Raw genomic sequence first — 12,073 nt, 5'->3', positions numbered from 1 at the left:
CACCGTAGAGGGCTTTTATGCGCACCTTTGAAATCACCCTTCCACCGTAGAGGGCTTTTATGCGCACCTTTGAATCACCCTTCCACCGTAGGGGGCGCATTTATGCGCACCTGGCAAAAAAAACGGCAGCCACATTGGGCTGCCGTTTCGTTAAAACGCGTCCATCATCAGGTGCGCACGCGCAGCGCTGCCTCGATCTTGTCGGCGATTTTGGTCACCACATAGGCAATCACCATGTAGAACACCACCGCAATCAGGAACGCTTCGAGATAGTAGAAATTCAGTGCCGCCGTCAATTGCGCTTGGGCAAAGATATCCACCACTTCGATAGCAAAGGCCAGCGACAGCGCTTTCATGATCACCATAAACGCATTCGCCAGATCGGGGATCGCTGCCACGATAATCTGCGGGAACATCACCCGACGGAACAGCTGCCCACCGCTGTAGCCCAGCGATAAAGCCGCATCGGATTGTCCGCTGTCGAACGAGTTCAGTGCGCCCTTCCACACTTCAGCCTGGAACGCCGCCACGCAGGCACTCAGCGCCACAATGATGATCACCCAATTCGGCAATGAGTGGGCATTGACCTCCACACCAAACAGCGTGGCGACAAAGTGCAGCGCCGGAGGCAAGCCGTAATAGGCGAGGAAAATCACCACCACCATCGGCACGCCTTTGAAGGCAATTTTGTAGGCAATAACGAACTGACGCAGCACCGGAATGCGGCGATGCTCGATAAAGGCAAACAGCCCGCCCAACAGCGTCGAACAGATAAACACCGTCACCGCCATCAACAGCGTCACCGGCACCGCATCGAGAATGCTCCAGAAGTCTGGCAGCAAAACCTCAGCATCAAACATGGTTTTTCTCCCTCACTCAGACGCTGGTGGTGAACTTCACGCGCGGCGCAGACTTCGAGCTGTACTTGGCATGACGTTGTTCAAAGAAGCGGATAACCAGCCACGCCACACCGCACAGCAGTGAATAGAGCACCGCCAACACCAGATAGGTGCCAAACTGATACTGGTTGTAATCGCGTTCCATAATTAAGTGCGCGGTCGCCATCACATCCGCCGCACCGATATACATCACCAGCGCCACGTTATGAATCAGATAAATAATCGCATTACCGTAACCCGGCAGCGCAAAGTGCACCGCCTGCGGGCCGATGACACGCAGCATTTTCTGGCGGAAGCTGTAGCCAAGGCTGTCGGTGGCATCATGCTGACCACGCTCGACCGCAAGGTACGCCGGGCGCATCACTTCCGACAGATAACCGCCGTGATACAGGCTCAAACCAATCATCGCCGCCACGTTGGCGGTGAAGAAGTCACCAAAGCCAAAGTTATCGGTGATCAGCGGCATGCCGTAGAAGGCCACAAACAGCTGCAGCACCACGGGCACGCTACGGGCGTAAGAAACATAGAGATCGGCCAGCTGGCTGATCACGGGAATTCGGCGTACGCGGAAAAATGTCGCGATCAGCGCCAGAAAGAACCCGACAATCATCGCCACAAACATGATGCCGAGCGTTAAAGGCAGCGCCGACAGCAGTTCTGGAATCATGGAGGATAGATTCACGGTGAAACACTCCTGCTAAAAAGGACAGCATGCGCCCGGCTCAACACCGGGCGCAGTGAATCTGTTACTTCATGTACTTGCTAACGTCTTCGCCAAACCACTTCTGCGCCAGCTTATCCAGCGTGCCGTCGTCTTTCAGTTCTTTCAGCGCTTTGTTCACGTCATCGTTCAGCGCCTGATTCTCAGCCGAACGGTGGATCAGCACATAGGTGTTGTTGATCACCACTGGCTCACTGGCTTTGATCGCCAGTTTCTGATTGTCGATCACCGTCTGCTCACCGAGGTTTGAAGGCAGGATCAGCGCATCGTATTTACCGTTCTGCACTTCTTTCAGACGATCCGGGTAAGGCACACCGGCACTGGAAGCTTTGATGGTGATTTTGTCGTTCGGGTTATCCTGCTGCCACTGGGTGACGAACTTATACACGCCGCCGCCTGCAGTCACCGGCACGATATTCTTACCGACCAGATCCTTCATGCCGTTGATATTGCTGTCACTGCGGCTGTAGATCTTCATCAGGCTGGCACCGATTGGCGCATCCGGGATCAGGAACTGTTTGCTACGCGCAGGCGCTTTGTAGTAGCCACCGGTCGCCATGTCGTATTTGCCGGTCACTAAGCCGGTTTCCTGCGCGATATCCGCCGCACCTTCCATCACAAATTTGTACTGTGGCAGTTTCGCGTTGATGGCTTTCAGCACGTCTGGCTCGTAGCCTTCAGGTTCATGGCCGATCGCGCCCCATGACAACGGTTTGGATTCAGCAGCGGTAGCGATTTTGATGGTGCGAACCGCGTCAGCGAAGCTGTTACCGCTGATTAAAGCCAGGGCGATGATGCCAGGCGCGGCCAGGCGACGTAATGTAGTTTTGATTGCAGGCATGTCTCTGATTCCTTTAATTATTAGAATACTTTTTCTGAGTTGAGGAACTGGGCAAGGCGCGGCAGGGATGGGTTATCAAACATCTCTGCTGGGGTCCCCTGCGCAGCCACCACACCCTGATCCATAAACACGATGCGATTCGAGATGCTTTTCGCGAACTGCATCTCGTGCGTTACCAGCAGCGAGGTAATGCCGGATGACGCCACATCTTTAATCACTTTCAGCACTTCCCCCACCAGCTCGGGATCGAGCGATGAGGTCGGTTCATCAAACAGCATCACATCCGGGCGTACGGCCAAAGCACGAGCAATACCAGTACGCTGCAACTGGCCGCCAGACAGCTGCGACGGATAGTGATCGAGCTTGGCGCCCAGACCCACGCGTTCCAGCTCCTGCACGGCGATGTCGCGCGCTTGCTGTTTGGTTTTACGCTGGATAACGATCAGCGGATCCATCACGTTTTCCAACACCGTCATGTTTTTGAACACGTTAAACTGCTGGAACACCATAGCAGTGCGCAAGCGGATCGCCTGGATCGCCGCTTTGTCGGGTGACTGATAATCCATGCGGATCTGATCCAGTTGAATCGTCCCCGCTGACGCTTCGCCAGATAGTTAATGCAGCGCAGCAGCGTGGTTTTCCCGGTGCCACTTGGCCCGATGATCGACACTACATCGCCGCGTTTTACCGACAGATCGACGCCTTTCAGGATCGGATTGCTGCCGTAAGCGAGCGTAATATTGTTGAGTTCTAACATCCGGTGCAGCCCTTATTTGTTCAGGTCAGCATGGCCGAGCACATGCATCAGGCGGTTGGCCCAGCCGAAAATGGCGATGGCGTGGATCAGATCGATAATCTCCTGATCGTTCATGCCGACGGCGCGCAGTGCCGCCACATCTTCTGGCGTGGCTTCAGACGGCGTGACCGATAAACGACGAGCAAAGTGATAGATCGCCGCATCGCGTTCACCCAGCACGTCCGCTCTATCAAAATAGATGGCACTGACGACGCTGTCATTCTCAGCCAACTGCACATGGCGGCGCGCATGCACCACCGCGCAATAGCGGCAGCCGTTAACGATCGAAGCACCCAAGGCGCCCAGTTCACGATCGGCGCGATCCAACCCACCTTCAACATACATAATGGCGTTGAACAGCCCGGTACGTGCGGTGTAGCTCTCGGGATCGTGCACCAGTGTGCGCACGTATTCGGAGATCTTCTTGTTAGAAGGCGTCACTTTCATCGCATCCAGCTGCGCTGGAGTCGCCTGTTCAACATCCACTGGCGTGATATACGGATGCCAGTGCAGCGGCTTGAGATTAACCGACGGAATCATGCGGACCTCATCAAACGTAAGCCAGCCGCGACGCGCGTCTGGAAGTTAACAAAGGCGATCAGTTCAGACAGCGCGACAATCTGTGGATTGGTTAAACCGGCCTGCTCCAGCAAGCGGATGTGCTGCTCGGTGGCCTGAGTCGGCTGTTGCGTGACCATGTCAGCATGGCGCGCAATCGTCGCCAGCGGTTCGCCCGCGACAGTGCAACCTGACGCCAGCGCCAGTAGGGATTCGGACGGGTTTAACGCCGCCAGCTGCGCTTGGTAATCACGTTGCAGCGGCGCATCGTAGTTCAGCACCGCCATACGCTGCGCCAGTGCCAGACGCAGATCTGCAGGTAAACCCTGATCGTCTTCCGGCGTCAGTACTGACACACGGCACGCTTCCGCACCCTCAACAAATTCGGGACGCAGGCGGCGCGTCTGATACAACGCATCTTCTGGTGTTAATCCGGCTGCTTGATCAATAGCGTCGCTCACAACGCGTTCTCCTGTTTGAGTAAGGGGGTTGAATCCACCCATTCATCGCCCTGTAATTCAGGGGTGTCAAAAGCTTGTAAGTTGGCGTAGTGCTGCTCAACGTCCTCGGCAAACAGCGAGGCAGTAATCCCACGCACCAGACGATCGGCACCGGCGCTCACTGCAGGAATATCGCCGGAGACCTTGCCGTGCGTCAGCATTGCGGCATCGTTGAAGCAGTGGATGTGTGCCAGCATTGGGCAGGCATCGGGCGTCAATTCGCGGAACTCGAACGAAGGGCCGAGGTCCGGCGCTTCCAGCAGGCTGTGACGTGGGGTTCCCATCTCTGGCTGATAGCGACCGTCGGACCAGCTGCGGATGTGCGGTGCGATGGCGGCAAATTCTTGGCGGCCGTGGAAGTCGTTAGTAAATCCGGTGGCGGCGATCAGGAAGTCGTAGCGCAGTGCGCCTTGAGTGGTTTCAATCAGCAGACCATTTTCTTCCTGTTTGACGGCGTTAATGCCACAGTCGAGGAAGAAGCGCGCATTTTCATGGCGCGAGACACGCAGCGTTGAAGAACGCGGCGGTGGCGTTTGGGTGGCGGCGGTATAATCGACGAACTTCCATTTCCACGCGTCTGGCAGCTGATGCATGCCGTGCACCACACCCTGGCTGCCAATCCCGGTCATTTTGTTGATGCGCGGCATTTCTTTGCGGCGAATCAGCAAATCAACGGCACCTGCGCCCTGTTCCAACGCCGTGGCGGCGTTATCCATTGAAGAAGCACCTGCACCAATCACCGCGATGCGTTTGCCTTGCAACGCCGCAAAGTCGATATCATCGGCGGAGTGCGCCCAGAAGCGGCGGTCAATGCCTTGCAGGAAATCCGGTACAGCAAAGCCGCCGAGGCCGGAACGTCCGGTGGCGAGCACCAAACGACGTGTGTAAACACGGCCAGTTTCGGCACCCGCCAGATCGAGCGCAATCAGATCGCCTGCTTGTGCAATGTTGCTGACGCGTACGTTGTTATGGACGGGCAGATTCAGCACCTTGCGGTACCACACCAGATAATCCATCCACTGATCTTTGGGGATTTTGTCGAGGGCTTGCCAGGCTTCATTGCCCCACTGCGCGGTAAACCAGGCGCGGAAGGTGAGCTGTGCCAGCCCAAGCGCCGGACCATGCAATGTTTTCGGCGAACGCAGGGTTTCCATACGCGCAAAGGTGATCCACGGGCCTTCTAATCCGGCGGGTGCGGCGTCATAGGCCACGACATTGCTGATGCCGGTGAATTGTAATTTGGCCAGTGCCGCCAAACCGCACATGCCTGCGCCTATCACCACCACATCGCGAACCGGTGTGTTCTGATAAGTGCGTTCAGGCACCCATGATTTGGCAGGCAGTTCCAGAAATTCCAGATCCTGCTGAAGCTGAGCTTCCAGCGCGGCAAGACCTTTGGCGGAATACGTCATAGAGAGATTTCCCTGGTGTCAGCGATCGCCGTGAGAGCGAGCGAAAACCCGTAAAACGCGCTGATGAAACCGCCCTTTTCATTATCCATAAAACGCATAATAGGCGACCAACAATCATCAATACGCATAATAACAGCTAAGTTTTCGCATAATCCTCTTGCCCTAAAACAGAGTCAAGAATTGCGCTCAGGATTTGACCAATGGATTTCTTATATCTTATGCCGAAAAAGTTATAAGCGTTGAATGGCGGGGTAATTCTTCGCGCTTATTGAAGCGATGATGCCGTGGTGAGATGCACGATAAATCGTGCCGCTACGACGAGGTAGACACATCCCGTGCTGTGTTGCATGCCGCTACGACTCCTGATTGATCACCCGCATAATGCGCGGATGTTCGCTGGCGGGCAGGCGTTCGAAGCCGGGTAACAACTTGGCCGCAACCTCTGCCAGCGCCTCCACCAGTGCCTGCGCGGCGCTGGAGATCTGGCGACCCTGCGGGGTGATCACGCCAAAGAAATAGGGAATGTCTTCCTCAATCGGGCGGATTGCTACCCCAGCCAGCGGCATGCCCCAACCCGTCACCGGTTCAAGAATCGCGACGCCCAATCCGGCACGCACGCAGCCAAGAATATTCGCTGAAGAGTTGGTTTCAATGGTTTCCAGCAGCGGTACTTTCACCTTCTTCAACGCTTTTTCATAGCGCCCACGCAGGCGTTGTGGACTCCAGGGAGCAATTAAGTGGCGGCCTGCCAGCTGGCTGAGCGATAACACTTGATGCGCCGCTAACGCATCTTCTTCAGGCAACGCAATCACACATTGCGACTGCCCAATCCAATGCAACTCCACCGCATGATGCTCCAGCGGCAAGCTGCATAGACCAATATCGACTTCAGCGGTGATCACGGCATGCGCGGTCTGTTCCGCCGATTCACTGATTATTTGGACTTTGTTTTGCAGATTCAGCGCCGCCAGCGCCTGCGGTAGTAAACCGGCAGCCAGTGCGGGTGTGGCAGCAATGCTCAGCGGACGATGCTGCTGATGCGCGATCTCCTGTGCCCGCAGGCGGATCTGTTGCAGCGACAGCAAGGCTTTCTGTACATATTGATGCAGTTGCAGTGCTTCTTCAGAGGGATGAATACGCGGACCGTTGCGAATAAACAGGGGGTAACCCAGCGATTGCTCCAACTCCTGAATCAAACGCGATACTGCAGGCTGCGAGCGGTTCAGCGCTTTAGCCGCCGCTGTCACGCTGCCTGCTGAAATCACAGCGGAGAAAGCTTCCAACTGGCGCAGATCGAGGTCGTTTAACAGGGTCATGCGTGATTACTTCCCTAAATCATTGATTGTCCCCGGCAATATGGCGGGAAAAAATCCATCATAGAGAGAGTCTTGCTTATTCGCTACTGCATTGACGGCAATGAATACGTTTGATGCGCGGCTCAAGGTGCATGAGCCCGCTCGCACTAAAATGCTAAAGTTTTTCCGTAAGCTCGCGCTTATTCTCATTTAACAGACGCAACATCTCGCGCAAATACTCATCTTCATTGCCTTTTTGCCAGGCAATACTCAGCGGCAGGCCTTTTATTTGTTCAGGCAATTCAAGTGCAATATAGCTGACACTTTCACTATTCATCGTGCGATAAGAAGCAGGCACAACAGCCAAACCTAAACCGGCCGACACTAAACTTAAAATAGTCTGTTTTTCTTCAGCGAACTGCGCAATGTGCGGGGTTAATCCTGCATGTTTAAATAAACTCATGGTGAGATCGTGACTGTGTGGACGGGTGCGTCGATCGGGAATAATCATTGCCTCATGCTGAAAGTCTTCTACTGCTACTTGCGTTTTTCCTGCCAGCGGATGATTTAGCGGCACGGCCAGCACACAACTTTCTCGGGTAATAAAACGAATAGCCAGTGAAGAGTCAATCATTTGCGGTGCCCGAATAATAATCATATCCAGCCAGCCTGATTTCAATTTTGGAATAAGATTGATAGTTTTATCTTCAATAATATGAATATCACTGGCTGGATGCAGCGGCACAAATAAATTCAGCAAGGCAGGAACCAATCCTCGCGCTGCACTGTCAATCGCGCCAATCCGTAAAGTACGGCGCTCATCTTTTAGTCCCACTTTAAAACGCAGCGCTAGCACATCAAATTGATCGATAAGTTTGCTGGCTTCGTCAAAAAATATTGCCCCTTCCGCCGTTAATGAGACGTTGCGTGTCGATCGATTTAACAACCGCACGCCAAGGTCCTCTTCGAGTAATCGAATAAAGCGAGAAAGTGACGCAGGCATCATTTCCATTCTTTGGGCTGCGCGGCCAAAGTGGAGCTCTTTACCTACTGCCACAAAACAACGCAGTTGATTTATATCCACATTTTCCTCGCCATTTGATTCTTCAAATACTTTATATAATCCACTCTTAATGATCCGCCAAGTCAAAACTGCATACTGAACTCGAATACAAAAAAATAATACTACCCTACACAATCTGGAGCACTTTAATATGAACTCTCACCTCGAAAAAAGGGTGATGCGTAAAGTGACGTTACGCATTGTGCCCTTCATCATGCTGCTCTACTTCATCGCATTTCTCGATCGCGTCAACATTGGCTTTGCCGCGTTAACCATGAATCAGGATTTAGGTTTCTCACCCACGGTATTTGGTTTCGGGGCGGGTATCTTTTTCCTCGGTTATTTCCTGTTTGAAGTCCCGTCGAATTTAATTCTACATAAAGTCGGTGCGAGAATCTGGATCGCCCGCGTGATGATCACATGGGGCTTAGTCTCTGGCTGTATGGCCTTTGTGCAAGGCACCACCAGCTTCTACACCCTGCGTTTCCTGCTCGGCGTGGCGGAAGCCGGCTTCTTCCCCGGCATCATCCTCTATCTCAGCTACTGGTTCCCGGCAGCAAAACGCGCACAGGTTACTGCCATCTTTATGGCCGCGGCTCCCCTCTCGACCGCACTGGGATCGCCGATCTCCGCTGCCTTGCTGGAGATGCATGGCTTCCTGGGCTACGCGGGCTGGCAGTGGATGTTTGTACTGGAAGCCATTCCCGCCTTGCTGCTCGGCGTGGTGGTGCTGTTCTTCCTCACCGATCGTCCGGCCAAAGCCAAATGGCTGACTGACGAAGAGCGGGCGTGGTTGGAAAACACCATGCAGGCTGAGGAGCTGGCGCGTGCGGCAAAACAGAGCCACAGCAGCGCCTGGCGCGGGCTGGCGGATAAGCGCGTGTTGGCGCTGGCGCTGGTCTACTTCGGCACCTCCGCAGGCTTGTACACGCTCGGCATCTGGTCACCGCAAATCATCCGCAGCTTTGGTGCTTCCTCCATGGAGATCGGTTTCCTCAACGCCTTCCCGGCAGTGATTGGCGTCATCGCGATGATCTTGTGGGCACGTCATTCCGACCGCACCAAAGAGCGTAGCTGGCATGTGATTGGTGCCTGTTTACTGGCCGCAGCCGGACTGATTTACGCCGGTAACGTCAGCACACTGTTTGCCGTAATCATCGCCTTAACGCTGGTCACCGTGGGGATTAGCGCCTCGAAACCGCCACTGTGGAGCATGCCAACCCTGTTCCTCAGCGGCCCGGCAGCCGCAGCGGGTATCGCCACCATTAACTCCATCGGCAACCTCGGCGGTTTTGTCGGCCCGATGATGATTGGTGTCATCCGTCAGCAAACCGGTAGCTACACCTGGGGTCTGTACTTTGTCGCCGGACTACTGGCGCTCTCAGCCCTCGTGGTTCTGATTCTGTCTGCCAAAGCGAATAAACCGCAAACGGCAGAGATTCCTCATCCTCATACTCATTGATTGGAGAATTAACTATGCGTAACTACAAAATTGCCGCGATTCCTGCCGACGGTATCGGCCCGGAAGTGATTTCAGCGGGCGTGGAAGTGCTGCATGCGCTGACGCGTCAAAATCCACAGTTGAAGTTTGATGTGCAGACGTTTGACTGGGGCTCGGATTACTACAAAAAACATGGCGTGATGATGCCGGAAGATGGCCTGAACACACTGAAAAAATTCGATGCGATTTACTTCGGCGCAGTGGGTGCACCGGATGTGCCTGACCACATTACGCTGTGGGGCCTGCGTCTGCCGATTTGCCAGGGCTTCGACCAGTACGCCAACGTGCGTCCAACCAAAATTCTGCCGGGCGTCACCTCGCCGCTACGCAACCGTGGCCCAGGCGATCTGGATTGGGTCATCGTGCGTGAGAACTCGGAAGGTGAATACTCCGGTAACGGCGGTCGTGCGCACCGTGGCTTGCCAGAAGAAGTGGGCACCGAAGTGGCGATCTTCACCCGCGTTGGTGTCACCCGCATCATGCGTTATGCCTTTAAACTGGCGCAGTCGCGCCCACGTAAACTGCTGACCGTGGTGACCAAATCGAACGCCCAACGTCACGGCATGGTGATGTGGGATGAGATTGCCGCTGAAGTGGCGCTGGAGTTCCCGGATGTGCAGTGGGACAAAATGCTGGTTGATGCGATGACGCACCGCATGACGCTGCATCCGCAGACGCTGGATACCATTGTCGCCACCAACCTGCACGCCGATATCCTCTCCGATCTGGCCGGTGCGTTGGCGGGCAGTCTGGGCGTGGCACCGACCGCCAATATCGATCCACAACGCCGTTTCCCTTCCATGTTCGAACCGATTCATGGCTCCGCGTTTGATATCACCGGCAAAGGCATCGCTAACCCGATTGCCACCTTCTGGACCGCCGTGCAGATGCTGGAGCACCTGGGCGAACCTGATGCGGCTGCGCTGATCATGGAAGGCATTGAGTACGTGTGCGAACAGGGCATTCTGACGCCCGATGTCGGTGGCACCGCCAATACAGCTGACGTGACGCGTGCCGTAGTGCAATTCATCGAAGCCAAAGCCAACGTCGCCGAGACCGCATAATCATGAGAAATGAACAGGCCGCAGAAATCCTGCGCGATATCTTTCAGCACGCTGTCGACAGCGCCCGCGCCGGACCGGTGATCCCCCCCAACCTGCCGGAAAAGCCACGCGGACGTTGCGTGGTGATTGGTGCCGGTAAAGCCTCTGCGGCGATGGCGGCGGCGGTGGATGCGGCCTGGCCGGATGTAGATGTCTCGGGCGTGGTGGTGACGCGTTACGGCCATGCCGTACCCGCGGGCCGCATCCGCATTCTTGAGGCAGCACATCCGGTGTCTGATGCCATGAGCGAAACTGCCGCCATGCTGATTGTGGAGACGCTGCGCGGGTTAACTTCGGATGATTTGGTGCTGGCGCTGATTTCCGGTGGAGGATCGGCGCTGATGGCGCTGCCCGCACCGGGATTAACGCTGGCCGATAAGCAGACGATTACCCGCGCCCTGCTGCACAGCGGCGCCAACATCAAAGAGATGAATCTGGTTCGTCGTCATCTCTCGGCGGTGAAAGGCGGCAAGCTGGCGGCGTTGGCCCAACCGGCGCGCATCGTGTCACTGATTATCAGCGATGTGCCAGGTGATAACCCGACGGATGTGGCCTCTGGCCCGACCGTCGCCGACCAGAGTACGCCGCGTGATGCACTCAGGGTGTTGGAGCGCTATGGCATTGCGGTACCGGAAGCGGTGCGTAAGGTGCTGAACCAGCCGACCCGCCCTGTGGAAAATGCCGCGAACAGTGAGGTCAGGCTGATCGCGGCGCCTGCTCTCGCCTTGCAGGCGGCAGCGTTGACCGCACGCGCACATGGCCTGACACCCTTGATCCTCGGCGATGCCATCGAAGGGGAAAGCCGTGAAGTGGCGGTAGTGATGGCCGGTATAGCCCGATCGGTAAAGCAGTACGGTCATCCCGTTGTCGGGCCCGCCGTGCTGCTTTCCGGGGGCGAAACCACGGTCACCGTGGCAAACGGGCGGGCGGGCAAAGGCGGGCGCAATACCGAGTTTCTGCTCAGCCTTGCTTGTGCATTGCAGGGTGAAAGTGGCATCTGGGCGGTGGCGGGGGATACCGATGGTATCGATGGCACCGAAGATGCGGCGGGTGCGCTGGTGTACCCTGATACGCTGGCGCGCGGCAAGATCAACGGCCTAAGTGCCTCAGCCTATCTGGATGCCCATGACAGCTACAGCTATTTCCATTCCACCGGAGATTTGGTGATTACTGGCCCGACACTCACCAATGTGAATGATATTCGTGCCATATTGATAACCTGATATCGCCGCTACCGTCGTGAAAAACAGGCGGTGGCGGCGCAACAAGCCAGATAATTCGAGTCACCTAAGCGCGTTTGGTCGCCATAAATGGCAACCCTACAAGGAATGTGCACGCTTCTGGTCGCCATAAATGGCAACCCTACGATGAATGTGCGCGCTTC

At 55.6% G+C, this 12,073-nt stretch carries 11 protein-coding genes and 1 pseudogene; 3 read left to right on the top strand and 9 right to left on the bottom strand.

All coding sequences use genetic code 11. The features are described from left to right. Positions 1-167 precede the first annotated feature (167 nt). The 9 genes and pseudogenes from HA51_RS26640 to HA51_RS26600 all read right to left on the bottom strand — a co-directional run bounded on the left by HA51_RS26640 (position 168) and on the right by HA51_RS26600 (position 8,106). Complete coding sequence (locus HA51_RS26640) at positions 168-860, bottom strand: amino acid ABC transporter permease (RefSeq protein ID WP_084938426.1); 693 nt, start codon at positions 858-860, stop codon at positions 168-170. A gap of 16 nt (positions 861-876) precedes the next feature. Further along, on the bottom strand, positions 877-1,566 hold the full coding sequence (locus tag HA51_RS26635; protein ID WP_200577555.1) for an amino acid ABC transporter permease: 690 nt from the start codon (positions 1,564-1,566) through the stop codon (positions 877-879). Positions 1,567-1,645: 79 nt separating this feature from the next. Further along, a complete protein-coding gene (locus HA51_RS26630) occupies positions 1,646-2,461 on the bottom strand; it encodes a transporter substrate-binding domain-containing protein (protein WP_084938424.1) in 816 nt (271 codons plus the stop codon). 20 nt (positions 2,462-2,481) lie between these two features. Continuing rightward, positions 2,482-3,218: pseudogene (locus tag HA51_RS26625) on the bottom strand (amino acid ABC transporter ATP-binding protein). Positions 3,219-3,230: 12 nt separating this feature from the next. Next, positions 3,231-3,797, bottom strand: a complete 567-nt coding sequence (locus HA51_RS26620; RefSeq protein WP_084938423.1) for a peroxidase-related enzyme — start codon at positions 3,795-3,797, stop codon at positions 3,231-3,233. Beyond that, entirely contained in the window at positions 3,794-4,276 is a 483-nt protein-coding gene (locus HA51_RS26615; protein ID WP_084938422.1) for a CMD domain-containing protein, read from the bottom strand. The genes HA51_RS26620 and HA51_RS26615 overlap by 4 nt, the downstream gene beginning before the upstream one ends. Beyond that, complete coding sequence (locus HA51_RS26610) at positions 4,273-5,727, bottom strand: NAD(P)-binding domain-containing protein (protein WP_084938421.1); 1,455 nt, start codon at positions 5,725-5,727, stop codon at positions 4,273-4,275. The genes HA51_RS26615 and HA51_RS26610 overlap by 4 nt, the downstream gene beginning before the upstream one ends. 353 nt (positions 5,728-6,080) lie before the next feature. Then, a complete protein-coding gene (locus HA51_RS26605; RefSeq protein WP_084938420.1) occupies positions 6,081-7,043 on the bottom strand; it encodes a LysR family transcriptional regulator in 963 nt (320 codons plus the stop codon). Positions 7,044-7,197: 154 nt separating this feature from the next. Next, positions 7,198-8,106, bottom strand: coding sequence for a LysR family transcriptional regulator (locus HA51_RS26600; protein WP_084938419.1), 909 nt, complete (start codon positions 8,104-8,106; stop codon positions 7,198-7,200). A gap of 130 nt (positions 8,107-8,236) precedes the next feature. Between HA51_RS26600 and HA51_RS26595 the strand changes: the two genes are divergently transcribed. The 3 genes from HA51_RS26595 to HA51_RS26585 are packed head-to-tail and all read left to right on the top strand — an operon-like array spanning position 8,237 to position 11,912. Then, on the top strand, positions 8,237-9,547 hold the full coding sequence (locus tag HA51_RS26595) for an MFS transporter (RefSeq protein WP_084938418.1): 1,311 nt from the start codon (positions 8,237-8,239) through the stop codon (positions 9,545-9,547). Between the two features lie 14 nt (positions 9,548-9,561). Next, on the top strand, positions 9,562-10,650 hold the full coding sequence (locus tag HA51_RS26590; protein WP_045831774.1) for a tartrate dehydrogenase: 1,089 nt from the start codon (positions 9,562-9,564) through the stop codon (positions 10,648-10,650). Positions 10,651-10,652: 2 nt separating this feature from the next. Then, positions 10,653-11,912, top strand: coding sequence for a glycerate kinase type-2 family protein (locus HA51_RS26585; protein ID WP_084938417.1), 1,260 nt, complete (start codon positions 10,653-10,655; stop codon positions 11,910-11,912). Positions 11,913-12,073 lie beyond the last annotated feature (161 nt).

This window comes from Pantoea rwandensis, from assembly GCF_002095475.1.
Lineage (GTDB): Bacteria > Pseudomonadota > Gammaproteobacteria > Enterobacterales > Enterobacteriaceae > Pantoea > Pantoea rwandensis.
The sequence above is the reverse complement of the archived record's forward strand: the minus strand, read 5'-3'. Positions and strand labels throughout refer to the sequence as shown.

Coding starts and splice junctions, on each gene's coding strand:
- HA51_RS26640 (WP_084938426.1), bottom strand. CDS start 860: ATGTTTGATGCTGAGGTTTTGCTGCCAGACTTCTGGAGCATTCTCGAT.
- HA51_RS26610 (WP_084938421.1), bottom strand. CDS start 5,727: ATGACGTATTCCGCCAAAGGTCTTGCCGCGCTGGAAGCTCAGCTTCAG.
- HA51_RS26605 (WP_084938420.1), bottom strand. CDS start 7,043: ATGACCCTGTTAAACGACCTCGATCTGCGCCAGTTGGAAGCTTTCTCC.
- HA51_RS26590 (WP_045831774.1), top strand. CDS start 9,562: ATGCGTAACTACAAAATTGCCGCGATTCCTGCCGACGGTATCGGCCCG.
- HA51_RS26585 (WP_084938417.1), top strand. CDS start 10,653: ATGAGAAATGAACAGGCCGCAGAAATCCTGCGCGATATCTTTCAGCAC.
- HA51_RS26635 (WP_200577555.1), bottom strand. CDS start 1,566: ATGATTCCAGAACTGCTGTCGGCGCTGCCTTTAACGCTCGGCATCATG.
- HA51_RS26630 (WP_084938424.1), bottom strand. CDS start 2,461: ATGCCTGCAATCAAAACTACATTACGTCGCCTGGCCGCGCCTGGCATC.
- HA51_RS26595 (WP_084938418.1), top strand. CDS start 8,237: ATGAACTCTCACCTCGAAAAAAGGGTGATGCGTAAAGTGACGTTACGC.
- HA51_RS26620 (WP_084938423.1), bottom strand. CDS start 3,797: ATGATTCCGTCGGTTAATCTCAAGCCGCTGCACTGGCATCCGTATATC.